Source organism: Nocardia aegles (genome assembly GCF_052545135.1).
The window spans coordinates 12,064-37,706 of sequence record NZ_JBQWRI010000013.1; the positions used below are offsets into that span (position 1 = coordinate 12,064).

Sequence of the window (25,643 nt, forward strand, 5' to 3'; positions counted from 1 at the left end):
CTGCACCGGTGCCGGCCGCCCGAATGGCTCCGCGCGTCCCCTATGGCTGCCGTATCGCACGCGCGAAAGCCGGTGGGATACATAGGTATACCGATCCGATGATCGATGAGGGCGCCACTACCGAAGACCGAGCGCGAACCTTGCCCCACCGAACGATGGTCGGGGTGACAGGATTTGAACCTGCGACCCTCCGCTCCCAAAGCGGATGCGCTACCAAGCTGCGCTACACCCCGTGGCGCTCGCGGCGACGGGACGGTCGCCGACGAGGATGAATGCTCCGTGGAGCGGGTGACGGGAATCGAACCCGCACCATCAGCTTGGAAGGCTGAGGTTCTACCATTGAACTACACCCGCAGGCATACGACACCGATGGGATCGCCACGATGTCGTGTGCGATCCGACTGTACCGAACCCGACTTCCAAAACGCCAATCAGCCCCCCGCGCAGCGCGATCTCGCAGGTTGCCTGCCGGAGCGCTCCGGGGTTGCCGCGCCCAGTGTCGCACGGCGGGCCGCCGGAACGCGGTGCCGCGCCCGCGGGAACATTTAAAAGGTGATTTTTCAGTGAAACTCTGGCGTGTCGGATTCGGGTGGGCGAAACTCAAAGGGCACATCTGTCACGCCAGGAACAGAACTTCGCTCCGAGGGAATTCCGATGAGGACCGCACGACTCGCCGTCAAGGCCGACGCACTCGCCGTGTCGCACGGCCACGGCCGCGACACCGAGCCGGGATCTGGACGGTGCGTGCCGAGAAGTCCGGGCAGCGAGCCACCCTCGGCCGGTCGCCCGGCAACCCGATTGCCGGGAGCGCGGCGAGCAGCTCACACCGCACACCTGGATGCCGCCGGCATCGTGGCGCCGGGCGGCGGACGCGACCCGAGCCGGTTCGGCCGGACGACCGCGAGCGGGCGACCACCTCGAGCACGCGCGGAACAGCGATTCGCACCTCGACAGGGCAGACAAGGACATCGCGGGCGAGAACAGATTCTCGTGAAGCGGGCGGCGCGGGACCGGTGCGGACCGTGCGCATGGCTGACACACCACTGTCCGTACGCCACATACAGCGTGTCGCCAGCGCGTCGCGGCGCGTCTTTGCGGCGAACGAGAATCCGGTGTAACACCAAAGCGACGGGAACGATCACATACCCGATCACCATTCGTCACGCGTCGAGCACACGTTGTAAATCGTCGCTTTTCGATGCCGAGTGGCTTGCTAGGATCCTTTGTGCCGGACGGGGGTATCTGGAAAGGGGGCGGTGAACGTGCGCCGAACCAGGTGGACACAACCGCGTAGCAGTGGGAACGATCAGGGTGACGCCGGCACCTGTGTGACTACAGGGCATCTCGGTACCGACGTCGCCCACACCGGGTGATTCCGATGGCGACCACCATCGAGCCCCCGGTAGCCGCCATGGCCCGAGCGTGGGCCCGTGCGGTCTGCGCCGAGCCCGGTTCGGGCGCGGCGCCCCACCAGTTGGAACCGGTGCTGGTCGAGCTCGTCGAGCGCCTGCTCACGCTGGCCAGATCCGAGCCGTTCCCGGTTCCGGAGGCACGGATGCTCGGGGCGCGGCTCGCCGAGGCGCCGTTCGACCGGATTCGGATGCTGGCGCACGCCACGCGCTGGCTGCTCGGTTTCCCGTCCGGCGCGCCGGGCTCCCTGGTGGCCACACGCTGGCCCCTCATCGCCAGTCAGGCCATCGATAGTTACGCCCAGGCGCTGCAGGAGCGCGCTCTCGCGCAGCAGGAGCAGAACCTGTCGGCCAAGGTGTCGTTGCGCGTGCAGGAGATCGCCGCGCTACAGCACCGGTTGCGCCATGAGGCCACCCACGACGCGCTCACCGATCTGGCCAACCGGACGCTGTTGCAGGACAAGGTGCGCCTGATGGCCACCGATCCGACACGCGGTGTCGGATTGCTGTTGATCGATTTGGACCGGTTCAAGCAGATCAACGACGGGTACGGGCATGCGATCGGCGACGAGGTGCTGGTCGAACTGGCCGGCAGACTGCGCGAAGCGTGTCCGCCGGACACGGTGATCTGCCGGTACGGCGGTGACGAGTTCGTGCTCGCGACAAACCCGCACCACAACAACCTCGGTGACCTCGCGCATCGGATCGTGGCCGCTCTGCGGGACCCGGTCTGGTCATCGGCCGGGCCCGTTCCGGTGTCGGCCAGCGTCGGCACCGCCTACAACCCGCCGGGCAGCCCACTGGATTTCACCGATCTGCTCCGCCGCGCCGATCGCGCGATGTACTCCGCGAAAACGGCCGGTGGCCGCCGCTTCGCCCTCGCGGACGAGCCGGACATCGACACCGCCGTCGCCGGCTGACCCGGACCTGTCCGGGTCAGCCGGGTTGGCAGGTGGGGCACCAGAAGAGATTGCGCGCCTGCATCACCTGATGGGCGATCGGCGTCGCGCACAGACGGCACGCAGCGCCCTGGCGGCGGTAGACGTAGGTGCGCGGACGATCCGGGGCGTAGGACGGCTCGCCGTGATCGTGTTCGGGCCGCACCACGACCATCTTCCCGACGCGCACCCCCACCCGCATGAGCATGACCAGATCGGACCACATGTCCGCCCACTCGCCCGCGGACAGATCCACGCCCGGACGATGCGGCGAGATGCGATGGCGGAACAACAATTCCGCGCGATAGACGTTCCCGACTCCGGCGACCACGTGCTGGTCCATCAGCAGCGCGCCGATCGGCCTGCGAGAACGACAGACGCGCCGCCACGCCCGATCCGGATCGGCGCCGCGCCGCAGCGGGTCAGGACCGAGCCGGTCGGTGAGCGCCGTCACCTCCGGCGGCAGCAGGATCTCGCACGCGGTGGGCCCGCGCAGGTCGGTGCCGAAGCCCGGCTGCCCGTCCGGCCCCCCGAACATGCGCATCCGGACCTGCCCGACCGGCTCCCCCATCGGCAGCGCGGATTCGGTGAAGGCGCCGTAGAGGCCGAGATGCACGTGCACGACCAACCCCGAGTCGTAGTAGTGCAGCAGATGTTTGCCCCACGCCTCGGATTTCGTCAGCACCTGCCCGTCCACCCGGGCAGCGCCCGCGGCGAACTTGCCCTGCGGGCTCGATACGCGCACCACACCGCCCGCGAGGCGACGCTGATGCAGCCGCGCTAGGCGGTGTAGCGTATGTCCTTCCGGCACAGCCTATTACGACCTCGGTGCGCTCAGTACGCGGGAACCGACGGGGCGATGCCGGTCTTCTCGTACTCGGCCAGGATGTCGATGCGACGCTGGTGGCGCTCCTCGCCCGACCACGGGGTGGAGACGAACGCGTCCACGATGGCCAGCGCTTCCTCGGTCGAATGCATGCGGCCACCGATGCCGATCAACTGCGCGTTGTTGTGCTCGCGGGCCAGCTTCGCGGTCTCCACACTCCAGGCCAGCGCGCAGCGGGCGCCGGGCACCTTGTTCGCGGCGATCTGCTCGCCGTTGCCACTGCCGCCGAACACCAGCCCGAGGCTGCCCGGGTCGGCGACGGTCCGGCGAGCCGCCTCGATGCAGAAGGCGGGGTAATCGTCCAGCGCGTCGTACTCGAGCGCCCCACAGTCGACGACCTCGTGGCCCGCCTGCTCCAGATGGGCCTTGACGTGATTCTTCAGTTCGAAACCGGCATGGTCGGCACCGAGGTAAACGCGCATGGCAGGCATTGTGTCAGGTGGCCGCGTCGCGGTGGCGAGAGGGCTTGCCCCACGATCGACACCGCGGCGGCACCGCGCGAATCGAGTGATGTGCCAGTTGTGTTCGCGGCCACAGAGCCCGGTGACACGGCCGACGCCCCGACGCCGTTCCCGACCACTGAATAGAGTTCATCCCATGCAGCCGTTCCAACCCCAGCCGTCCGACCAGGCGGGCCGCCAGGCCGACCCGTACGCCCAGCAAAGCGGGTGGGGCCCGACCCATAACACACCTGCCGCGTCCTTCGGCCAGCAGTACACCTCGGGCTCGTATCCGTCCGCGCCTCCGGCTGCGTACCCGGCGCCCTACGGTTCCTATCCCGGCGTCCCGGTGCCACCCGCGGCACCGCCGCAGCGGCAGCCACGCGGTCTGTCGCCGTTCGGCATGCCCGCCCGGCACAGCTGGGAGATACCGATGCTGGTCGTCGTGGTGGTGCTCACCGTGTTCGCGTATCTGATCGCGCTCGTGCTGCTCGCCACCGGAAACTTCGACCAGTACGTCCTCGCGTTCGCGGCGGCGCCGCTGCTGCTGTGGTTCGGTCGCGGCGTCAACTACGCGAGCCAGCGGGTGAACGGCGTCAAGATGTCGCCGACCCAGTTCCCCGAGGGATATCAGATGGTGGTGGACGCCGCCGCTCGCTTCGGCATGACGAAGGTGCCGGACGCGTACGTGGTGCTCGGCAACGGCCAGATCAACGCGTTCGCCAGCGGGCACGGGTTCCGGCGCTACGTGGTCGTCTACAGCGATTTGTTCGAAATCGGCGGTGCCGCACGCGAACCCGACGCCCTGGCGTTCATCATCGGCCACGAGGTCGGCCATATCGCGGCGGGGCACACGTCGTACTGGCGGCAGCTGGGCATGTTCCTCGTGCCGTTCCTGCCGATCGTCGGCAACAGCCTGATCCGCGCGCAGGAATACACCGCGGACAACCACGGCTTCTGCAATCGGCATACCGGTGCGTCCGCCGCCATGGGCACCCTGGCGGCGGGCAAGTACATGAACACGCTGGTGGGCTTCGACGAGATGGCCGATCGAGCGGCTGTCGAGAAGGGATTCTTCGTCTGGATGGTGAACGCTCTGTCCAGCCACCCGGTGCTCACCTGGCGGATGTGGGCGCTGCGCGATCGCAGCAGGCACGGGAAGCTGTTCCTGCGCCCCGCGCCGCCCCCGGGCGCCGGTGTGCCCGCGGGCGGCTACGCGAACTCCTACGGCCAGATGCCCGCGAGCCCGCCGAAGTCCGCGTCATGACCGGAGCCGGGTGCCGCGCGTCGGCACCCGGGCACGTCGCTCAGTCGAACGACGGATCTTCGGTCCGCGTGCGCTTCAGCTCGAAGAAGTGCGGATAGGACGCCAGTGCCACCGCACCGTCCCAGACCTTGCCCGCCTCCTCGCCCCGGGGAATCCGGGACAGCACCGGACCGAAGAACGCGGTGCCGTTGATGTGGATGGTCGGGGTGCCGACGTCCGGCCCCACCTTGTCCATGCCCTCGTGGTGGCTTTTGCGCAGCGCCTCGTCGTAGTCGATGCTCTCGGCGGCCGCGGCCAGCTCGGCGGGCAGGCCGACCTCGGCCAGCGCGTCGGCGATCACCGCGGCGAGGGACTCCTTGCGGCTCTCGCGTTCGTATTCGGCCCGCCGATCGTGGATGCGCGTGCCCATCGCGGTGTACAGCGGCGAGAGCACCTTGTCGCCGTGCTCCTGCGCCGCGGCGATCGCGACGCGGACCGGGCCCCAGCCCGCGGCCCGCATTTCCTGGTACTGCGGCGGCGCGTCCTTGCCCTCGTTCAGCACCGAAAGGCTCATTACGTGGAACCGGACCTCGATGTCGCGCACCTGCTCGACCTCGAGGATCCAGCGGGACGTGATCCAACACCACGGGCACAGCGGGTCGAACCAGAAATCGGCGACGTCCTTGGTGGCTTTGTCGGTCACGGGCAGTTCCTCTCGATCGCATGCGGCAGGACGACGCGCACACGTCGCCGCCCTACCGACCAACCACGGCGGCTCCCGATTCGTTCCCACCCGCGGCGCCCGTTTTCCCGAGCTGGGCGTACGGCTGCAAGTAGGGTTGGTCGCCAGGAGCTTGGTTCCCTTCGGAGAAGGAGTCCGCGATGAGTTCTGACCAGCGTTTCGTCATCGTCGGAGGCGGACTGGGCGCGGCCAAGGTCGCGGAAGCGTTACGCGCCGACGACTTCGACGGATGCGTGACGCTGATCGGCGCCGAGGAGCACCTGCCCTACGATCGGCCGCCGCTGTCGAAGGAGCATCTCGCCGGAAAGAAGTCGCTGCCGGAGTTCACGATCGATCCGGCCCAGTGGTACCGCGATCACCACATCGAGATCCAGCTCGGCACCACGGTCACCGGGCTGGACCCCGCGGCCAAGACGCTCACCCTGCCCGACGGCTCCACGCTGCCCTACGACAAGCTCGCGCTCGCCACCGGCTCCACGCCGCGGACGCTGCCCGTGCCCGGCGCCGACGCGCCGAACGTGTACACGTTGCGCACCATCGAGGACTCCGACACATTGATCGAACTGTTCGGCAGCGCGCGGCGGCTCGTCATCATCGGCGCGGGCTGGATCGGCCTGGAGGTCGCCGCCGCGGCACGCGCGGCGGGCGTCGAGGTGACCATCGTCGAACGCGCTGACCTGCCGCTACTGGCGGTGCTCGGGCCGGAGATGGGCGAGGTGTTCGCCGATCTGCACCGGGCCAACGGCGTCGAGTTCCGGTTCGGCGCTCAGGTCGAGGCGATCACCACCGAGGACGCCATCGCGACCGCGGTCGCCAACGGGGTACGGCTCGCCGACGGCAGCACGATCGAAGCGGACGCGGTGCTGGTCGCCGTCGGTGCGCGCCCGAACGTGGAACTGGCCGCCGACGCCGGCCTCGCCGTCGACGACGGTGTGCTCGTCGACGAACGCCTGGCCACCAGCGATCCGGACATCGTCGCGGTCGGCGACATCGCCGCTCAGCAGCATCCGGTGCTCGGCAGGCGGGTCCGGGTGGAGCACTGGGCGAACGCACTGAACCAACCCGCGGTCGCCGCCGCGACCATGCTCGGCAAGCAGGCGTCCTACGACCGGCTGCCCTATTTCTTCACCGACCAGTACGACCTGGGCATGGAGTACACCGGGTTCGCCGCGCCGGGCGAGCACGCCAGGGTCGTCGTGCGCGGCGACCAGGCGGCACGCGAGTTCGTGGCATTCTGGCTGGACGCGGGCAACCGCGTGCTCGCCGGGATGAACGTGAACGTCTGGGACGTGACCGACCGGATCAAGGAACTGATTCTGGCGGGTGAACCGGTCGATCCGGATCGGCTGGCGGACACCTCGGCCGAACTGTGATGTGGATCACCGAAGAGTTGGGTCGAATGCGCGCGCCGTGCTCCGACCTCCTCGCGGGCGCCACCGGAGCGCTCCATGCGACCGAACGCCGGAGAGGAAGACGACCATGAAGTACATGCTGCTGAAGACCTACGCACCCACCGCGTACTGCGACACACCGATCAACGAATGGTCCCCGGAAGAGATCCAGGCGCACATAGACTTCCAGCGCGCGCTGGGTGCGCAGCTGGCCGAGGCGGGCGAGTTGGTGGACGCGCAGGGATTGGCCGGGCCGGAGGAGGCACGGATCGTCAGTTCGGACGGCCGGTCGGCGCCGGTGGTCACGGACGGACCATTCCCGGAGACCAAAGAGTTCTTGGCGGGGTACTGGATCGTCGACGTGGACAGCCCCGAGCGGGCCTACGAGATCGCGGCGCAGGCCTCCGCCGCACCCGGCCCCGGCGGTAAACCGATCGGCGAGTACATAGAAGTTCGCGCGGTGATGGGCGCCCCCGCCACCGAGCAATGAGCGACCGGAGTGCGGTGCCCGACGACACACCGCTCCCGGCGAGCACCGAGGACCTGCTGCGCGCACTGGCGCCGCAGGTCCTCGGAACGCTCGTCCGCCGGTTCGGTGACTTCGACACCGCCGAGGACGCACTGCAAGAAGCGCTGCTCGCGGCCGCGACCCAGTGGCCGCGCGAGGGCCTGCCGGACCACCCCCGGGCCTGGCTGATCCAGGTGGCGCAGCGCCGCATGGCCGACGCCGTGCGCGCGGAAGTGGCTCGGCGGCGCAGGGAGACCACGGCTTTCGACCGCGAGGTGAGCGACGCCGTCCCGGTGGACCACGACGACACGCTGACCATGCTGTTCCTGTGCTGCCACCCGGCACTGACGCCCGCCGCCGCCATCGCGCTGACGCTGCGCGCGGTGGGCGGCCTGGGCACCGAACAGATCGCCCGCGCCTTCCTGCTGCCGGAAGCGACAATGGCGCAACGGATCACCCGGGCGAAGAAGAAGCTGGCCACGGTCGAACGGCCCTTCGCGCAGCCGGGTGACCAGGGGTGGCGCGAGCGGCTCGGCGCGGTGCTGCACGTGTTGTACCTGATCTTCAGCGAAGGCCATACCAGCAGCTCGGGGCACACGTTGCAGCGGACGGATCTGTCCGACGAGGCGATCCGGCTCACCAGGGCGGTGCACCGGCTACTGCCCGACGACCAGGAGGTCACCGGCCTGCTCGCGTTGATGCTGCTCACCGACGCCCGCCGCACGGCACGCACGGGCGCGCACGGCGAACTCGTGCCACTGGCCGAGCAGGATCGCGCGTTGTGGGACCGGGCGCAGATCATCGAAGGGACGGCCTTGGTCACCGGCACGCTCGCGGGCGGCTTGCGCGGGCCCTATCAGATCCAGGCGGCCATCGCGGTCCTGCACGCGCAGGCTCCGCGCCCGGAAGATACCGAGTGGACCAAGATCCTGGCGCTGTACGACCGGCTCGAACGGCTTTCGGACAATCCGATGGTGACGCTGAACCGGGCCGTGGCGACGGCGATGGTGGCCGGGCCCGAAGCGGGTCTCGCGCTGGCCGAGACCCTCGAGGACCAACTGTCGGGTACCCACCGGCTCGACGCCGTGCGCGGCCATCTGCACGAGATGGCCGGTGCGGTCGACGCGGCCATCGGCTGCTACACCAAGGCAGCCGCCCGCACGACAAGTGTCCCGGAGCGCGACTATCTGACCATCCGTGCGGCACGGCTGCGTCACGGAGCACGGGCGAATCGCACCGGCTGAGCAGCTGCCCGAACGGCTGCGGCGACCTCGGTTCGCCATCGGGGCCTGCGCGAACTCTGCTGAGCCTGCGTGATCGTGGTTCCACCCCGGCGCGGCGTCCCGCCCGGGCCGTTGGCGCGGATCCAGATCTGCGGTATGGGACTTCGGGCGCCACCGCGTGGCAGCGGAGACCGGCTGTCCGTGCGCGCACACCTTCGCACGGCTCGGCTCGGGCGCGACCGGACGCCGACGGTGGATTCGTGGAAGCGGCTGCTACTGCGACGCGCCGGACGACAGCGGGCGAGGACGCTCGGCTGATCGTGACCGGGCAGACTACGCGGTGTGGCAGGCAAACACAGTGCGGGAGTCCTTGTCTTCCGCCGGAACTCCGGCGGCGCCGTGGAGGTGTTGCTCGGACACATGGGTGGTCCGTTCTGGGCGCGAAAAGACCTGGGCGCGTGGACGATTCCGAAAGGCGAGTACGAGCCGGAGACGGAGGACGCCGAGGCCGCGGCGAGCCGGGAGTTCGCCGAGGAACTCGGGCTGCCGGTCCCGGCGGGCAGGTGGCTGCCGTTGGGTGAGACGCGCTACAGCGGCGGCACGAAGATCCTCACCGTCTGGGCCGTCGAAGGCGATCTCGATCCCGCCGCCGTGGTACCGGGAACCTTCCAGCTGGAATGGCCGCCGCGTTCCGGTCGCCTCGCGGAGTTCCCCGAAGTCGACCGCGCGGAGTGGTTCGATGTGTCCACCGCGCGAGACAAGCTCGTCGCGGGACAGCGGCCCTGTCTGGACCGGCTGGCCGAACTGCTCGCGGACTGACCGCGTTACCGCGACAGGCCCGCCCAGGCCCGGCCAGTGATGAGTTCGTAGGCCTCCACGTACTTCTGGCGCGTCGCCGCGACGACATCGGCCGGAATCTCCGGTCCGGGCGCCTCCTTGTTCCAGCCGGTGGAGGTGGCCCAGTCACGGACGAACTGCTTGTCGAACGAGCGCTGGGTACGACCCGGCTCCCACTCGTCGGCGGGCCAGAAACGTGACGAGTCGGACGTGAGTACTTCGTCACCGAGGGTGAGTACCTCACCGTCCCAGCCGAATTCGACCTTGGTGTCGGCGACGATGACACCGCGTTCGGCCGCGTGCGCGGCGCCTCGGGCGTAGATGTGCAAGGTCAGCTCACGCAGCCGCTCGGCGACCTCGCGTCCCTCCTGGTTCACCACGTCCGCGAAGGTGATCGACTCGTCGTGCCCTTCGGACGCCTTGGTGGTCGGCGTGAAGATCGGCTCCGGCAGCTTGTCGCCCTCGCGCAGGCCGGGCGGCAGCGCGATCCCGCACACCGCGCCCGTCCTGCGGTATTCCACCAGGCCCGACCCGGTCAGGTAGCCGCGCGCGATGCATTCCACCTGGATCATCTTCAGCGGCTTGACCCGGATGCCGCGGCCGGCGAACTCGGCGGGCACGTCGGTGGCGGAGACCACGTGGTCGGGCACGTCGGTGAAGTACTCGAACCACCAGTTCGACAGCTGCGTGAGCAGAGCGCCCTTGTCGGGTATCGGCGTCGGCAGCACCACGTCGTACACCGACACCCGGTCGGACGCGACCAGCAGCAGCGTGTCGCCGTCCTCGTACAGGTCACGCACCTTTCCGGCGTGCACATGCTTCAACGTCGAGCCTCCGAATCCGTGGGGTGAACCTGTGCTGCACCAGGCACAATACCGGCGCCCCGAGCGCGACCGCCGCGCCGTCCGCGTCGCGCCGCCGTACCGGCGCGTCAGCGCCACGAACATTAGGGTTGATCGGGAAAGTCCCGCGCAGCCCGCCACGCCGGGGTGGCATTGTGGGTGTCGCCCGTGCCAGTTCTTCGACTACGAAGGAGCCCTATGTCCGCACCCAACCTCACTCGCGACCAGGCGATCGAACGCGCCGCGACGGTGTCGGTCGAGAACTATCGCGTCGAACTGGACCTCACCGACGGCGCGGGCAAGCCGGGCGAGCAGACCTTCTTCTCCCGCAGCACCGTGACCTTCACCGCGACACCGGGCGCGAGCACGTTCATCGACATCGTGGCGCGCGGCGTGCGCTCGGCGGTGCTCAACGGGACCGCGCTGGACGTCTCCGGGTACGACGAGTCGACCGGGATCACGCTGACCGACCTGGCCGAGCACAACGAGCTGGTGGTCGAGGCCGACTGCGAGTACTCCCACACCGGCGAGGGCCTGCACCGGTTCGTCGACCCCGCCGACGACGCCGTGTACCTGTACTCGCAGTTCGAAACCGCCGATGCCAAGCGGATGTTCGCCTGCTTCGATCAGCCGGACCTCAAAGCCACCTTCGACCTCGCCGTCACCGCACCGGAGGACTGGCAGGTCATCTCCAACGCGGCCGTCGTGCAGACGCTCGTGGCGGAGCCGGGCAAACACGTCTTCCGCACCACCCCCAAGATGAGCACCTACCTCGTGGCGCTCATCGCGGGCCCGTACGCGCAGTGGACCGACGTCTACACCGACGACCACGGCGCTGTTCCCCTCGGCATCTACTGCCGCGCCTCGCTGGCCGAGTACATGGACGCCGAGCGGCTGTTCACCGAGACCAAGCAGGGTTTCGGCTTCTACCACCGGAACTTCGGCGTACCGTACGCGTTCGGCAAATACGACCAGCTGTTCGTCCCCGAGTTCAACGCGGGCGCGATGGAGAACGCGGGCGCGGTGACCTTCCTGGAGGACTACGTCTTCCGGTCCAAGGTCACCCGGGCGTCCTACGAGCGCCGCGCCGAGACCGTCCTGCATGAAATGGCGCACATGTGGTTCGGCGACCTGGTCACCATGAAGTGGTGGGACGACCTGTGGCTGAACGAGTCGTTCGCCACGTTCGCGTCGGTGCTGTGCCAGTCCGAGGCCACCGAGTACACCAACGCCTGGACCACCTTCGCCAACGTGGAGAAGTCCTGGGCCTACCGGCAGGACCAGTTGCCCTCCACCCACCCGATCGCCGCGGACATCCCCGATCTCGCCGCGGTCGAGGTCAACTTCGACGGCATCACCTACGCCAAGGGCGCCAGCGTGCTCAAGCAGCTCGTCGCCTATGTCGGCCTGGAGCCGTTCCTGGCCGGGCTGCGCACGTACTTCGCCGACCACGCCTACGACAACGCCACCTTCGACGATCTGCTGTCGGCGCTGGAGAAGTCCTCCGGCCGCGACCTGTCCACCTGGGGCGCGCAGTGGCTCAAGACCACCGGACTGAACATCCTGCGCCCGGACTTCGAGGTGGACGCCGAGGGCAGGTTCAGCTCCTTCGCGGTCGTGCAGGAGGGCGCGCAGCCGGGCGCGGGCGAGCGGCGCGTGCACCGCCTCGCGATCGGCGTCTACGACGACCAGGACGGGAAACTGGTGCGCACCAAGCGGGTCGAACTCGACCTCGACGCCGCCGAGCGCACCGAGGTACCCGAGCTGGTCGGCGTGCCGCGCGGTCAGTTCGTTCTGGTCAACGACGACGACCTCACCTACTGCTCGATCCGCCTCGACGCCGATTCGCTCGACGTGCTGGTCAACCGCATCGCCGACATCGCGGAGCCGCTGCCGCGCACGCTGGCCTGGTCAGCGGCCTGGGAGATGACGCGTCAGGCCGAGTTCCGCGCCCGTGATTTCGTCGCGCTGGTCGAGCGCGGTGCCGGCGCCGAGAGCGAGATCGGTGTGGTGCAACGGCTGCTCATGCAGGCCAACACCGCGCTGAGCAGCTACGCCGATCCGGAATGGGCCGCGACCACCGGCTGGCCGGAATACGCGAACCGGCTGCTGGAGCTGGCACGGGAAGCCGAGCCGGCCTCCGACCATCAGCTCGCCTTCGTCAACGCGCTGACCGCCGCGAAGTTGTCGGCCTGGCACACCGAGGTGCTGAGCGAGCTGCGCGACGGCGACCCGGCGAAGGTCGGCCTGCCCGGTCTGGTGGTCGACACCGATCTGCGCTGGCGGATCCTGTCGGCGCTTGCGGCGGCGGGCGAGATCGACGCCGAGGGATTGGACACGCCGGTCATCGATGAGGAGCTGGCCAACGACCCCACCGCCGCGGGCCGGCGGCAAGCGGCCGCCGCGGCGACGGCGCGCCCGATCGCCGAGGTGAAGGAGCAGGCGTGGGCGACGGTGATGGGCGACGACTCGGTGCCCAATATCACCGCCCGCTCGATCGTCGGCGGCTTCGCGCCCGCCGGACAGGGTGAGTTGCTGTCCTCCTACGTGGAGCGGTATTTCGCCGAGATCCCCGGCGTCTGGGAGCGTCGCTCCAGCGAGGTCGCCCAGACCGTGGTGGTCGGTCTCTACCCGCACTGGGCGATCAGCGAGGACGCGGTAGCCGTCGCCGACAAGTTCCTGGCCGGCGATCACCCACCGGCGTTGCGCAGGCTGGTCAGCGAGGGCAAGGCGGGCATCGAGCGCTCGCTGCGCGCCCGCGCCTTCGACGCCCAGTCGTAACCGAACCGGCGCGTCCGCCCTGGTCGGGCGGACGCGCCGACTACGGCAGCACCACAGCGGCCACACCTTCTTTCGAGGGAAGGAAGACCGAGCATCCGCCGATCACGAGCCCGGCTCGCGTCCAAGATGACCGCTTACGCAAACGGCGTCGGCCAAACCCCAGGTTTCGAGCGTCAGCGAGACCGAGCATCCGCCGTTCACCCAGCGCCGCAGGCGCTGGAAAAAATTACAGCCCTATCTACCGATGGCGGCGGCCATCACGCGGACGGCGGAGACCACGCCGTCGATCAGCTGGCCCTGCCGGAACGAGCTCAGCGCGGCGGTGACGCCGAGCTGGCAGACGCGATCGTTCGCACGGTCGGCGACAGCCCGGCCCGAGCGCACCTCGATCGCCTTCTCGTTGGGCGAGACGGCGATGAGTACCGAGTGCGCCGCCTCGGGCGTGCCGGGGAAGATCGCGTCCGCGGACGCTGCCGGGTCCGCGCCGAGATCGCCGATGTAGACGTTGAAGCGCACCTTCGTCGCGCGGGTCGCCTCGGTGAGCACGTTGTCCATGAGGAGCCGCTCGTCGTCGCTGAACGGCGCTTCCTTGAACACGTCGCCTGCCTCGTGCACGCCGGAGACGCGTCCGCTGCTGGTGATCGCGTATCCGTGCGGCAAATCGGCTTCGACCACCGCGGGCCACTTAGAACCTGCCACTTGCCCGTCCTCCGATCAGCTCCACCGCGGTGGACTCGATGGCCGCATGGTGTTCATGCGGCGTTTCCGCGAAGTGGTGACCCGAGCCGATCACCTCTTCGGTGGCACTCCACAGCACCGGCGACGCGGTCCACTTCTGACCGAGGGCGAAGTGGACCGGCTTCTCGCCGGGCAGCGGCTTACCGAGGAACGACAATCCGGCGATCACGCCGTAGATCACCAGCGGTATGCCGGCGAAGATCAGCACTGTCTCGAGAATGCTCACGGATCAAAGGTAGACGATCCTCTGTAGTAGTTCTCCGTCCGGTCGAGCCGGATCGCCATCAGTGTCGACTGCACCCGCTCCGAGCTGGTATTTTGCGACACCCCTCAGACCAACCAGGCGGTCGCGTTCGCCGGCAGCTGGCCGCCGTCGGTCGGCGCGCTGGCCAGCAGCACATCTCCCGGCGGTAGCTGGATGGGCGCGTCCGAGGCGTTGAGCACGCAGACCAGTCCGCCCGGCCTGCGGAAGGCGAGACAACCAGCCGGGCTGCCGTACCACTCGATCCGGTCCCCCGCGAACTCCGGCCGCAGCGCGCGCAGCTCGATCGCCATGCGATACAGCGACAAGGTCGACCCCAGCTCCTCGAGTTGCGCCTCGACGGTCAGCGGCGACCAGTCGCGCGGAATCGGCAGCCACGGCGTCCCGATGGTGAACCCGTACGGCGGCGCGGCGCCCTCCCAGGGCAGCGGCACCCGACAGCCGTCGCGGCCGCGCTGCGTGTGGCCGGAGCGCTCCCACACCGGATCCTGCAGAACATGGTCCGGCAGGTCGTCGACGTTGGGCAGCCCCAGCTCGGCGCCGTTGTAGATGAACACCGCGCCCGGCAGCGCGAGTTCCAGCAGGATCATCGCCCGCGCCCGCGCGACGCCGAGCGCGCCGCCGCCGTACCGGGTGACCTCCCGCTCGATGTCGTGGTTGGACAGCGTCCAGGTGGGCACGGCGAAGACCGGCGCGACGGCGGACAGCGAGTTGTCGATCGCGTCGCGCACCGCGTCGGCGGCGAACGCCGATTCCGCGAGCCGGAAGTTGAACGCGAGATGCAGTTCGTCGGCGCGCACGTACTCGCCGAAGCGGGTGTTGTCGTTCACCCACACTTCACCGATGGTCACGGCGTCCGGGTACTCGTCGACGACCTTGCGGATCCGGCGGTGGATGTCGTGCACCGCGGGATTGTTGAACCGCGGGTCGCTGTCGTCGTGCGCGAGCAGGGCCGACACGGACAGCTCCGGCATATCCGGCAGACCGTCGGGTTTGGCCATGCCGTGCGCGACGTCGATCCGGAATCCGTCCACCCCGCGGTCGAGCCAGAACCGCAGCGTCTGCTCGAAATCGGCGGCGACCTCGGGGTTGGCCCAGTTCAGGTCGGGCTGCTCACGGGCGAAGATGTGCAGGTACCACTGGCCGGGCGTGCCGTCGGGTTCGGTGATCCTGGTCCAGGCGGGGCCACCGAAAATGCTCGGCCAGTTGTTCGGCGGCTGGGCGCCACCGGGGCCGCGGCCGTCGCGGAAGATGTACCGGTCGCGCTCCGGGCTGCCCGGAGCCGCCGCCAGCGCCGCGCGGAACCACGGATGCTGGTCGCTGGTGTGGTTGGGCACCAAGTCCATGGTGACCTTGATCCGGCGGGCATGCGCCTCGGCGATCAGCGCGTCCATCGCGGCGAGCCCGCCGAAGAGCTGATCGATGTCGCGGGGATCGGCAACGTCGTAGCCACCATCGGCCATCGGCGAACGCATCACGGGGCAGATCCACAGCGCGTCGACGCCGAGCAGTTCGAGATAGCCCAATTTGTCTCGGACTCCCCCGAGGTCGCCGACCCCGTCTCCGCTCGAGTCCGCGAAGGATCTCGGATAAACCTGGTAGAACACGGCCGACCGCCACCACGACTGCGTGGTGCGATCCACCGGCGCCGTTAAGGCTGGTGCATCACTCACATCCGCAATAGTGCCAAAGTTTCAACGCGAAAGCCGTCACCCGCCACACGGTTTGGAATTCCCGGCAAATACCCAGCACTGTCACCTGTGTAGGCGAAAGACGCTGCTCCGCTCCACCTCTCACCCGCAACCTGCACGTCACCCGCCGTTCACCAGCGAATGTCTCGTCACCTCAACGCGGTAGAAAACACACCGTCGCCGGAGTCGGCATACCTCTCAGAAGGGGGCGTTCACCAAGGAGTTGGCCGCCATCTCCAGGTAGTCGAGCAGAGCCTTACGGTGCTCGCCATCCAGGATTCCCGGCTCGATCTCGGCGACGGCGATACGCATGCACCGCAGCCACGCGTCCCGCTCGATCGGTCCGATGGTGAACGGCATGTGCCGCATGCGCAGGCGGGGGTGGCCGCGCTCCTCGGAGTAGGTGCGCGGACCGCCCCAGTACTGCTCCAGGAACATTCGCAAACGACGCTCCGCCGGACCGAGATCTTCCTCTGGATACAGTGGGCGCAGCACCTCGTCGGCGGCCACCTCGCGATAGAACGTCGCGACGAGCCGCCGGAACGTCTCCGCCCCGCCGACCGCCTCGTAGAACGACGTCGCCGTTTGCTCGCCCGAAGTCATAGACCCTCTCGCTTCACCGGATGCGCCGCTGTCCATTGTGCCCGCGCCCGTGCACCGCCGCCGCACCGCCCGTGCGCCACCGGTCGGCAACCGGAACATCGCGCCGGAACGGCACGTCAGCCACAGTTAACCGGACATTGTTGAAAATCACCGTGCAATGCCCGACATTCCATGGTCAACTGGGTGACAGTCTCTGCTTTGCAGATACCACATGATCCTGCCAATCATGAAATCGAGGTCGAGATGAAGCAGCGGCACGGCGCCCGACATGAGGCGCGAGCGCACCGACAACTCCAGCCCGCCGACGTCCACAATCGTGGGTCGGGGGCTACTCCGCTGCACATCTTGTCCGAACGATATCCGGGTGGACACCGTGGCCATCACGACCACGGACCCCGCCCGACCGCCCCGCCCGCCGAGGGCACGAACTGGCTCAAGACCAGGGTGTTGCTGTTGAACGCCACCTACGAGCCGCTCACCGCATTGTCCGCGCGCCGCGCGATCGTCCTGCTCATCTGCGACAAGGCCGACGCCGTTCACCACAACGACGAAGGGGCGATAGTGCACTCCGCCGATACGTCGGTGGCCATCCCCTCGGTGATCCGCCTGCGCACCTACGTGCACGTTCCCTATCGCGCCCGGGTGCCGATGACCCGCGCCGCGCTCATGCACCGGGATCGTTACCGTTGCGGCTACTGCGGCGGCAAAGCCGAGACCATCGACCACGTCATCCCGCGCAGCCGCGGCGGCGAGCATTCCTGGGAGAACTGCGTGGCCAGCTGCGCACCGTGCAACCATCGCAAAGCCGACAAACTGCTCAGCGAACTGGGCTGGACACTGCGCGCCCCGCTGGTCTCCCCGAAGGGGCCGCATTGGCGCCTGCTGTCCACCACCGCCGAACTCGACCCCGTGTGGTTGCAGTATCTCGGTGAAGGCGCCGCCTGACCGATCAGGTGTACTCCACCACCAGCGTCGCCCAGGTCGGCGACGCCAGCGCCTCGAACACATGCGGCTGATCGCCCGGGTACGCGATGTAGTCGCCCGGGTGTAGTTCGACAGGTGCGTCGACGGGGCCGACCAGCGCCCTCCCTTCGGCGAGCAGCACGTGCTCCACCACACCGGCGATATGCGGATCCGATCGGCGCGCATGTCCCGGCTCCGCGGTGATGCGAAACAGGTCGCGGCGGGAATTGGCCGGCCCGGCCGCCAGGAGCGTCGCCCGATACTCCGACTGCTCGGCCGCCACCACCGGGCCCGCACCGGCACGGATGACGTGCACGTTCGGGCGCGGCGGGTCGAGCAATCGGGAAAACGGCAGGTCCAGGGTGACGCACAACGCCCACAAGGTCTCCAGGCTCGGGTTGCCGGTTCCCGACTCCAATTGCGAGAGAGTCGATTTCGCGATGCCCGCCCGGCCGGCGACCTCGCTCAACGACAGTCCGGCCCGAGTGCGCTCGCGGCGAAGGGCGGCGGCGATCACCGCCTGAGGTGTTGCCGTCGCGTCCTGCTGCGTCATGTCCGCCTCTGTGTCCACTGTGTCTACTTTGCCGCGCCTGCGGCGCTGCGTTCGCGGCTGCGCTGGTTCGGCCGCTGCGTGTTCGCGGCCGTCTTGTGGCTCGGGCCCGAGCGACCACCGCCGGCGACTTCGTCGCGGACGCGGCGGGTTGGGTCAGGTTTGACGAAGCGGCACGCAATGTTCACTATAAGCTACATGCGTTCGATATGGCGAACACTCGATCGGAATACGCTGCTCGGGATCGGGGCGGTGTGCCTAGCGGTCGGTGTGATCGGGATCTCCTACGGGGCGACGGCGGTCGCAGCGGGCTTCCCGGTCTGGCTGCCGGTGCTGCTCGGTTGCGTGGTGCTCGCCGGGAGCTCGGAGTTCCTGTTTCTGGGGATCGTCGCCGCCGGTGGCAGTCCCATCGCGGCGGTGCTGGCGGGACTGTTGGTGAACGCCCGGCACGTGCCGTACGGGCTGTCGATCCCCGACGCGGTCGGCACGGGTTGGCGGCGCCCGCTGGGCGTCCATCTGATGAACGACGAGTCCGTCGCGATGACCATCGCGCAGCCGGACGCGCGACGCAGGCGCGCGGCCTACTGGATCACCGGTGCGGGCGTGCTGCTCGCCTGGCCCGGCGGCGCCGCCGTCGGAGCGCTGATCGGATCGGTGGTCACCGACACCTCGGCGCTCGGACTCGATGCGGTGTTCCCCGCGGTTCTACTCGCCTTGGTACTACCCGCGCTGCGGGACCGGACCACCCTCGCCGCAGTGGGTGTCGGCACCGCCATCGCGCTGGTCAGCGCTCCGTTCCTGCCCAGGGGCCTTCCGGTCCTGCTCGCCCTCGCCGGGGTGCTGGTCGCGGCGCGGGAAAAACCCGAACCGGCGACCGTAGCGGGGGTGGCGTGATGCTGGCCACGGGAATCGTCGCCCTTGCCGCGGGCACTTACGCGTTCCGCTGGGCCGGACCCGCGTTGCGCGACCGGGTGCGCCTTCCCACGCGCGTGGTGCGGCTGCTGGAGATCGGCGCAGTCGTATTGCTCACCGCACTCGTGGCCGTCACCATCCTTCCGCTGGGCACCGCGAACCTCGGATTCGCCGTGCCCGCAGGGGCTCTCGTCGGCGCAGCGTTGGCTTGGTTCCGGCAACCCATGCTCCTTGTCATCCTCGCCGCCGCCGCGACCACGGCGTTCGTCCGCCTCCTCGGCGTTTCCTGAGCGGCCGGGACCTCTCGGCAACCGGATTCCGCGCAGCGGCAGGCGACGCCATCCGCTCCTACCGACGGCGCCGCCTGCCTCATCGGTCGCTTCGGTGACCCTGTTCGCTACTCCAGAATTCACCGTGTGGCAGAGGCACCCGGATTCCATTGTGTACGAAGGAAATAGCGATTCGGATCGAAGAAACTACGTCCGACGTCGACGCCGACCGGCCGGTGAACGACCAGCCTGACGGCCGCGCGGTCAGTGCGGCAGCAGGGGAATTCCGCCGCCGAGTCGACGGGCCACCGAACCGTAGCGGGCGTCGAGCCGCAGCCAGGTTCTGGTCGCTCGGACGCGGACGATCTCGGCGGCTGGGATGCGGCGGGGGTCGGCTTTCTCCCCCGAATGCGGGATGAAGTCCATCGCCGTGAGCGCGAAGACGACGCGCATCGGCACCTGCACCCGCGTGTCCGCACCCGATACGGTCAGCACCGCCTGATCCAGCAACGAGGCGGGCGGGCCGTGGCCGCTGCCGTGTTCCTTCGCCAGCTGGGCACCCCGCTCGGCGAGTTCGACCAGGGTGCGCGCGGGCACGTCATCGATATGCGTGAAACCGTCGACGGGTGGCAGCGCGCCGCGCCACGCGGAGTCCATCGAATACCCCAGATCGATCGGAGTGCCGCCCGCCGAACCGGCCAGCACGAGTTCGGCGCCGACCGTCACATCGTCCACGCCGAGCTCGGCGACCACGGTGCGCATCGCCAACGCTTCGAAACCGGTCGCCACCCACGCCGAGACATACTTTTCCCCGCGGCGGCGCAGGCGCACCACCGCCGCTGGGTCCAGCCGCACGGCTCTGGTCAGGAACGTCGCAAGATTTTCCCGCTCCGCCGGATCGGGCACGTGCAGTACTCGTTGTTCCGCCATCACGGCAGCTCCGCCGTCAGCACTCGACCACCATCGCCGCGGTCGCTCACTCCATCCATTCGGACAGATAATCACGCTCGGCGTCGGTGAGTCTGCGCAACCGCTGCGCCCGCATGTCGAACGCCGCGATCTGCGTGGACGCCACCACGGCCGCGGGCGAGTCGGGCCGCGCACCCGCCGCCCGCACCTCGTAGCCGATGGTGAAGTCGACCGCGCGCAACTGCTCGATCCACATGGCGATGTCCAGCGGCGTGTCCTCGTGCCGCAATTGACCGCGGTAGCGGACCCGCAGGTCGGCGAGGACGCAGCCCTCGCGCAGCGGTGCGGTGGGGCGGCCGTTCTCGAACAGCCACGGAATCCGCGCCTCTTCCAGCAGCGTCACCATCCGGGCATGGTTGACGTGCTGGAACACGTCCATGTCCGACCACCTGACGTCCACCTTGGCGTGGAACCGCTTGGGCAGCACCAGGCTGCCCGCGGCCTTCCCGCCTCCGTTCGCCGAACTGGTCAACGCGGCACCTCCGATTGAGCGCCCACCCCGCTCACCATGCTCCGCACTTGCCGCGCTGCAACCGACAACGTGGCGAGATCGTGGGTTCCGGACTCGAACAACTCCGACAGCGCCGCCCTGGCTCGCCCGAGGCGGGACTGATTCTTCGACTCCCAGTATGCAATCTTCTCGTCCGCCGTCTCCTCGGGGTCGCCACCGGAGAGCACGTCGAGGGTGAGCGAGCGCAGCGACCCGTACATGTCGTCGCGCAGTGCGAGCCGCGCCAGCGCGTGCCAGCGGTCGCCGCGTTCGAGGTGGCTGACCGCCTGCAGCAGCCAGTCGATCTTGAGGTGATCGTTGAGCGCGTAGTACAGCGATCCGACCTCGTCGCCGTCCCGGTCGGTGATGTCGGCGATGTCCACGATGTCCAGCAGCGGGAAGAGGTGGAGCAGACCGAAGACCTCGGTGGCCAGCTCGGTCGGCGCGCCGCGAGCGATCAACTCGGCGGATCGGTCGGTGAGGGTGAACACGTGGTGCCCGCGCAGCCATCCTGGCACCTTGGGTGCGAGTTCCCGCACGTCGGCGCGGTACCGGCTGATCTCCGACCCCACCGCGATCGGCTGCGGGCGATTGCTCAGCAGCCACCGGGACGCGCGGTCCAGGGTCCGCTTGGTCTCCAGTTCGAGCAGGTCGCGCACCGGGGTGGGCGCGTCGCACGCGCGGATTCGCGCCCACCGTTCGTGCAGGTCGAAGATTCCGCTCGCCGCGGCGAAGGCACGCACCGCGTCGGTGGTGGTAGCGCCGGCCTCTTCGTTCAACCGGTGCGCGTAGGTGATGCCGCCGTAGTCCACCATCTCATTGACGATCATGGTGGTGACGATCTCCCGGCGCAGCCGGTGACGTTTGATCGCCGCTCCGAAACGGTCGCGCAGCGGCGTCGGGAAATACTCCGGCAGCCGCGCGGCGAAATACTGGCTGTCGGGCAGGTCGGAATCGAGCAGATCGGCCTTGAGCGAGAGCTTCACATGCGCCATCAGATTGGCCAGCTCCGGCGAGGCCAGTCCGGCGCTTTCCTCCAGCCTGCGTTTCATCTCCTGGTCCGAGGGCAGCGCTTCGAGTTCGCGGTCCAAGCCGCGACGCTGCTCGAGCTCCTCGATGAGCCGCATCTGCACGCTCAGCATCTGCGGCGCCTCGGTGCGTGAGATACCCATGAGGAAGTTCTGCGCCACATTGTCCTGCAGGACCATCTGCGCAACCTCGTCGGTCATGGACGCCAGCAATGGGTTGCGCTCGTCCGGCGGCAACTGACCGCTGGAGACGACGGCGTCGAGCAGGATCTTGATATTGACCTCGTGGTCGGAGCAGTCCACACCCGCCGAGTTGTCCAGCGCGTCGGTATTGATCTTGCCGCCGTTGCGGTTGAACTCGATCCGCCCGAGGGCCGTGGCGCCGAGATTACCGCCCTCCCCGATCACCTTGACCCGCAACTGATCCCCGTTGACCCGAACCGCATCGTTGGACTTGTCACCCACCTCCGCGTTGGTCTCGGTACTCGCCTTGATGTAAGTGCCGATACCGCCGTTCCACAACAGATCCACCGGAGCGAGCAGGATCGCGCGAACCAGGTCCGGCGGCGACAGCGACACGACGTCATCGGCCAAGCCGAGCGCCACCCTGGCCTGCGGGCTGATCGGCACGGCCTTCACGGTGCGATCCCACACCCCGCCGCCCGGGCTGATCAGTGACGTGTCGTAATCCGCCCACGACGACCTCGGCAACGCGAACAACCGCTGCCGCTCCCGATACGAACGCACCGCATCCGGATCAGGATCCAAGAAGATATGCCGGTGGTCGAACGCAGCCACCAAACGAATGTGCCCCGACAACAACATACCGTTGCCGAACACATCACCACTCATATCACCAACACCCACAACCGTGAAGTCCTGAACCTGCGTGTCGATCTCCATCTCCCGGAAATGCCGCTTGACACTCTCCCACGCACCCTTGGCGGTAATACCCATCGCCTTATGGTCATAACCCGCCGAACCACCCGACGCGAACCCATCACCCAACCAAAAACCGTAACTCCCCGCCACATCATTCGCGATATCGGAAAACGTCGCCGTACCCTTATCCGCCGCCACCACCAGATACGTGTCATCCCCATCCCGACGCACCACCCGCGCCGGCGGAAGAACCTCACCGCTCACCCGATCGACATTGTCAGTGACATCCAGCAAACCGGAGACGAACGTGCGATAACACGCCACCCCCTCCACACCCAACGCCTGCCGATCCACCACCGGATCACCCGTAGCCGCAGGAGGCCTCTTCACCACGAAACCGCCCTTCGCGCCCACCGGCACGATCACCGCATTCTTCACCGCCTGCGCCTTCACCAAACCCAAAATCTCCGTGCGGAAATCCTCCAACCGATCCGACCACCGCAAACCACCACGCGCCACCGAACCGAAACGCAAATGCACACCCTCCACCCGCGGCGAATACACGAAAATCTCGAACTGCGGCTTCGGCTTCGGCAGTTCAGCGATCTCCCGTGGTTCGACCTTCACCGAGACGAAGTCGCGCGGTCTGCCTTCCGCGTCGGTGACGTAGTAGTTGGTCCGCAGTGTCGCCTTGATCAAGCCGAGGATCGCCCGCAGGATGCGGTCCGCGTCCAGGCTGACCACCTCGTCGATCCGTCCGCGTACCTGGGTCTCCAGCTCCGCCGCGTGCTCGGCGGACACGGTGTCGGGGTCGAAGCGCGCGGCGAACAGGTCGACGAACAGGCGCGCGATATCCGGGTACGTGAGCAGCACGCGGCAAATGTTGGCTTGACTGTACGGAAAACCGGCCTGCTGCAAGTACTTCGCGTAGGTGCGCAGGATCGACACGGCCCGCCACGGCAGCCGGGCACGCAGCACGAGCTCATTCAGCCCGTCCGCCTCCGCACGGCCGTACCACATGGCCTCGAAGGCTTCCACGAACCGTTCCCGCAGCCCGCGCACCTCCGCCGCCAGCACGTCGGCGCGCTTGGCGGACTCGAGCAGCTCGGCGTCCAGATCGCGGTCGAGCGAACTGCGCAGCAGCTCCGGGCGGGCGAGCAGGCCGAAGTCGTAGATCCACCGCTCGCCGCCGGTGCCGTCCGCCGCGGCCTCCAGCCCGATCTGATAGGGCCGCTCGTCAACCACCTCCACGCCGAGGCTCTGCAACAGCGGAAGCACCTGGCTCAACGAGATGCCGCTGCCACCGACATAGAGCGTGAAACGCCATGAACCCGGTGCCGAATCCGGCTTTCGGTAGAGGTACTGGTCGATGGCGCCGGCGCGCAAACGCTCCAGGCGCACGATGTCCCTCAGCGCCCGGGCCGCGGCGAAATCCTGTTTGTAGCCCTCGGGAAAGGCTTCCGCGTATCGCTGCACCACCGCCGGATCGAGCACCGTCGAGGTGCTCACCTCGTCGTTCAGCCGGTCTTCCCAGGTGCGGCTGGCTTCGGCGAGCATGTTCTGCAAACGCAGCCGGTTGGGCTCGGAGGTATCGGCGCCGGGCAGCGTACTACGCGGGACATCGAGCTCGGCCTCCGGCATGCGCACGGTGAAATACACTCGCGCCAAATCGCTTTCGCCCACTCGCGCGGAGTAGTCGATGGACACGCCACCCAGTTCCCGGACCAGGATCTCCTGCATCTCGAGCCGGGCTCTGGTGGTGTACCGGTCACGCGGCAGATAGACCAGGCAGGCGACATAGCGGCCGTAGGTGTCCGCGCGCAGGAACAGGCGCACCTGGCGCCGCAGGCTGACGCTCAGCACGGCGGTGGCGGTGCGGCGCAGCGTCTCGGCGTCGGCGGAGAACAGCTCGGTGCGCGGGAAGGACTGGATGACCTCGAGCATGGCCTGACCGGAGAACGAATCCAGGTCGAATCCGCTGTCCTCGATGGCCGAGCGGACCCGGCGTTCGATCACCGGGATGTCCAGCACGTTCTCATGCACGGCGGTGACGGTGAAGACGCCGATGAACTGATGTTCGCCGACGATCGTTCCGTCGGCGTCGAAATCCGCGACGCCGACGATGTACGGATACACCGCCCGGTGCACGGTGGCGGGGACCAGTCCCTGGGTGAGGGTGAGCAACGGACGGTCGGCGCCGTTGACGGGGACGTGGAAGTCGGTCCCCACGTCCGGCCGCAGCACGCCGAGGCAGGTGTCGGGCACGACGCTGGACACCTCGCGACCCTGGTCGGTGCTCAGGCGGTAGCGCGCGTAACCGAGGAGGGTGAAGTTTCCCCCGGCCAGCCAGCGCAGCAAGTTGGCGGTGTCGGTCAGTTCGGTCGGCGGGAACGGCGCGGACCCGGAGTGCGCGGCCAGCTCCAGAGCGTCGGCCAGCTTGCTCTGCACATCTTCGATGGCGTCGGTGTCACCGATCACCTGCCGCACGTCGTCCACCACGTCCGGTACGGCGGACTCGACCTTGGCCAGAAGCGCCGCACTGGTCGACGGGTGCAATTGCACGTGCATCCACGATTCGCGCAGCCCCGCCCCGCCGGTGCCGTCCACCTCGTGCGCGCCGGCGTGCGTCAGCCGGCCCTCTTCGTCCCGCTCGACCTCGAAGATCGGGTGGATGATCTCGCTGACGCTGACACCGATCCGGCTCAGCGACGAGCTGATCGACTCGACCAGCAGCGGCATGTCGTCGGTGACGATCTGCACCGCCGCACCGATTCCGGAACCGTCGTCCGGGTGATACACCCGCACCAGCGCGCGACCCGGGCGGCGCGTCACCGCCAACTCCAGGTGCCTCCGGAAAATCTGGGTGATGCCGGTGATCGCACAGTCCACATCGCCCGCGTCGACGTGGCGGAAGTACGCCTCCTCGAGGGTCGCGAGTTCGCCGCGCAGCGACTGCGGCAAACCCGCGGCCCACGCCGCGCTGGACAATTCGGACGAGACGGTCATTTTCGCCAACTCCCTCGGATATCGGTTCCGTAACAAA

The 25,643-nt window shown here is 68.3% G+C and carries 22 protein-coding genes and 2 tRNA genes; 10 read left to right on the top strand and 14 right to left on the bottom strand.

What is annotated here, in order from left to right; translation table 11 throughout:
* Positions 1-156 precede the first annotated feature (156 nt).
* Both ACT89H_RS26370 and ACT89H_RS26375 read right to left on the bottom strand, forming a co-directional pair.
* Positions 157-233, bottom strand: a tRNA-Pro gene (locus ACT89H_RS26370).
* Positions 234-280: 47 nt separating this feature from the next.
* Positions 281-354 (bottom strand) — tRNA-Gly (locus ACT89H_RS26375).
* A gap of 1,024 nt (positions 355-1,378) precedes the next feature.
* On the opposite strand from ACT89H_RS26375, the gene ACT89H_RS26380 reads away from it, so the two are divergent.
* On the top strand, positions 1,379-2,329 hold the full coding sequence (locus ACT89H_RS26380) for a diguanylate cyclase domain-containing protein (RefSeq protein ID WP_445111364.1): 951 nt from the start codon (positions 1,379-1,381) through the stop codon (positions 2,327-2,329).
* Between the two features lie 16 nt (positions 2,330-2,345).
* Here the strand turns inward: ACT89H_RS26380 and ACT89H_RS26385 are convergent, their stop codons facing one another.
* Both ACT89H_RS26385 and ACT89H_RS26390 read right to left on the bottom strand, forming a co-directional pair.
* Positions 2,346-3,158, bottom strand: a complete 813-nt coding sequence (locus ACT89H_RS26385) for an Fpg/Nei family DNA glycosylase (RefSeq protein ID WP_445111365.1) — start codon at positions 3,156-3,158, stop codon at positions 2,346-2,348.
* A gap of 23 nt (positions 3,159-3,181) precedes the next feature.
* Complete coding sequence (locus ACT89H_RS26390; RefSeq protein ID WP_445111366.1) at positions 3,182-3,655, bottom strand: ribose-5-phosphate isomerase; 474 nt, start codon at positions 3,653-3,655, stop codon at positions 3,182-3,184.
* Between the two features lie 175 nt (positions 3,656-3,830).
* Here ACT89H_RS26390 and ACT89H_RS26395 point away from each other — a divergent pair, with 175 nt between their 5' ends.
* The gene (locus ACT89H_RS26395; protein WP_445111367.1) at positions 3,831-4,940 is read left to right on the top strand and encodes a M48 family metallopeptidase; all 1,110 of its coding nucleotides are present in this window, start codon (positions 3,831-3,833) and stop codon (positions 4,938-4,940) included.
* A gap of 40 nt (positions 4,941-4,980) precedes the next feature.
* On the opposite strand, the gene ACT89H_RS26400 is transcribed toward ACT89H_RS26395, so the two are convergent.
* Positions 4,981-5,622, bottom strand: coding sequence for a mycothiol-dependent nitroreductase Rv2466c family protein (locus tag ACT89H_RS26400; protein ID WP_445111368.1), 642 nt, complete (start codon positions 5,620-5,622; stop codon positions 4,981-4,983).
* A 179-nt stretch (positions 5,623-5,801) separates the two neighbouring features.
* On the opposite strand from ACT89H_RS26400, the gene ACT89H_RS26405 reads away from it, so the two are divergent.
* The 4 genes from ACT89H_RS26405 to ACT89H_RS26420 all read left to right on the top strand — a co-directional run bounded on the left by ACT89H_RS26405 (position 5,802) and on the right by ACT89H_RS26420 (position 9,602).
* Positions 5,802-7,034, top strand: a complete 1,233-nt coding sequence (locus tag ACT89H_RS26405) for an NAD(P)/FAD-dependent oxidoreductase (protein WP_445111369.1) — start codon at positions 5,802-5,804, stop codon at positions 7,032-7,034.
* Positions 7,035-7,140: 106 nt separating this feature from the next.
* Positions 7,141-7,542, top strand: coding sequence for a YciI family protein (locus ACT89H_RS26410; protein ID WP_445111370.1), 402 nt, complete (start codon positions 7,141-7,143; stop codon positions 7,540-7,542).
* Positions 7,539-8,804: an RNA polymerase sigma factor gene (locus ACT89H_RS26415; protein WP_445111371.1), complete on the top strand. Its 1,266-nt coding sequence runs from the start codon at positions 7,539-7,541 to the stop codon at positions 8,802-8,804. Before ACT89H_RS26410 ends, ACT89H_RS26415 begins: the two co-directional genes overlap by 4 nt.
* Positions 8,805-9,125: 321 nt before the next feature.
* Entirely contained in the window at positions 9,126-9,602 is a 477-nt protein-coding gene (locus ACT89H_RS26420) for an NUDIX hydrolase (protein WP_445111372.1), read from the top strand.
* Positions 9,603-9,607: 5 nt separating this feature from the next.
* Here ACT89H_RS26420 and ACT89H_RS26425 read toward each other — a convergent pair whose 3' ends face one another.
* Complete coding sequence (locus ACT89H_RS26425) at positions 9,608-10,444, bottom strand: phosphoribosylaminoimidazolesuccinocarboxamide synthase (RefSeq protein WP_445111373.1); 837 nt, start codon at positions 10,442-10,444, stop codon at positions 9,608-9,610.
* Between the two features lie 216 nt (positions 10,445-10,660).
* Here ACT89H_RS26425 and pepN point away from each other — a divergent pair, with 216 nt between their 5' ends.
* Positions 10,661-13,243: an aminopeptidase N gene (gene pepN, locus ACT89H_RS26430; RefSeq protein ID WP_445111374.1), complete on the top strand. Its 2,583-nt coding sequence runs from the start codon at positions 10,661-10,663 to the stop codon at positions 13,241-13,243.
* A 234-nt stretch (positions 13,244-13,477) separates the two neighbouring features.
* Here the strand turns inward: pepN and ACT89H_RS26435 are convergent, their stop codons facing one another.
* From ACT89H_RS26435 to ACT89H_RS26450, 4 genes are all read right to left on the bottom strand, one after another.
* Complete coding sequence (locus ACT89H_RS26435; protein ID WP_445111375.1) at positions 13,478-13,942, bottom strand: DUF5130 domain-containing protein; 465 nt, start codon at positions 13,940-13,942, stop codon at positions 13,478-13,480.
* Positions 13,929-14,207: an aa3-type cytochrome oxidase subunit CtaJ gene (gene ctaJ / locus ACT89H_RS26440; RefSeq protein ID WP_445111376.1), complete on the bottom strand. Its 279-nt coding sequence runs from the start codon at positions 14,205-14,207 to the stop codon at positions 13,929-13,931. Before ctaJ ends, ACT89H_RS26435 begins: the two co-directional genes overlap by 14 nt.
* Positions 14,208-14,311: 104 nt before the next feature.
* Positions 14,312-15,916 (bottom strand): glycoside hydrolase family 13 protein, encoded by a 1,605-nt coding sequence (locus tag ACT89H_RS26445; protein ID WP_445111377.1) that lies wholly within the window; start codon positions 15,914-15,916, stop codon positions 14,312-14,314.
* Between the two features lie 216 nt (positions 15,917-16,132).
* Positions 16,133-16,537, bottom strand: coding sequence for a globin (locus ACT89H_RS26450; RefSeq protein WP_445111378.1), 405 nt, complete (start codon positions 16,535-16,537; stop codon positions 16,133-16,135).
* A 243-nt stretch (positions 16,538-16,780) separates the two neighbouring features.
* Here ACT89H_RS26450 and ACT89H_RS26455 point away from each other — a divergent pair, with 243 nt between their 5' ends.
* Positions 16,781-17,482, top strand: a complete 702-nt coding sequence (locus ACT89H_RS26455; RefSeq protein ID WP_445111486.1) for an HNH endonuclease — start codon at positions 16,781-16,783, stop codon at positions 17,480-17,482.
* A 4-nt stretch (positions 17,483-17,486) separates the two neighbouring features.
* On the opposite strand, the gene ACT89H_RS26460 is transcribed toward ACT89H_RS26455, so the two are convergent.
* Positions 17,487-18,053 carry a helix-turn-helix domain-containing protein gene (locus ACT89H_RS26460; protein ID WP_445111487.1) on the bottom strand — a complete coding sequence of 189 codons (567 nt, stop codon included), beginning with the start codon at positions 18,051-18,053 and terminating at the stop codon, positions 17,487-17,489.
* A 195-nt stretch (positions 18,054-18,248) separates the two neighbouring features.
* Here ACT89H_RS26460 and ACT89H_RS26465 point away from each other — a divergent pair, with 195 nt between their 5' ends.
* Both ACT89H_RS26465 and ACT89H_RS26470 read left to right on the top strand, forming a co-directional pair.
* Positions 18,249-18,944 carry an AzlC family ABC transporter permease gene (locus ACT89H_RS26465; protein WP_445111379.1) on the top strand — a complete coding sequence of 232 codons (696 nt, stop codon included), beginning with the start codon at positions 18,249-18,251 and terminating at the stop codon, positions 18,942-18,944.
* Positions 18,944-19,252, top strand: coding sequence for an AzlD domain-containing protein (locus ACT89H_RS26470; RefSeq protein ID WP_445111380.1), 309 nt, complete (start codon positions 18,944-18,946; stop codon positions 19,250-19,252). The genes ACT89H_RS26465 and ACT89H_RS26470 overlap by 1 nt, the downstream gene beginning before the upstream one ends.
* Before the next feature lie 243 nt (positions 19,253-19,495).
* Here the strand turns inward: ACT89H_RS26470 and ACT89H_RS26475 are convergent, their stop codons facing one another.
* Genes ACT89H_RS26475 through ACT89H_RS26485 form a run of 3 tightly spaced genes read right to left on the bottom strand, consistent with a single transcriptional unit; the run spans position 19,496 to position 25,606 of the window.
* Positions 19,496-20,161, bottom strand: coding sequence for a DUF8185 domain-containing protein (locus tag ACT89H_RS26475; RefSeq protein WP_445111381.1), 666 nt, complete (start codon positions 20,159-20,161; stop codon positions 19,496-19,498).
* Positions 20,162-20,207: 46 nt separating this feature from the next.
* Entirely contained in the window at positions 20,208-20,672 is a 465-nt protein-coding gene (locus ACT89H_RS26480; protein ID WP_445111382.1) for an acyl-CoA thioesterase, read from the bottom strand.
* Complete coding sequence (locus ACT89H_RS26485; protein WP_445111383.1) at positions 20,669-25,606, bottom strand: NAD-glutamate dehydrogenase; 4,938 nt, start codon at positions 25,604-25,606, stop codon at positions 20,669-20,671. Before ACT89H_RS26485 ends, ACT89H_RS26480 begins: the two co-directional genes overlap by 4 nt.
* Positions 25,607-25,643: the final 37 nt, after the last annotated feature.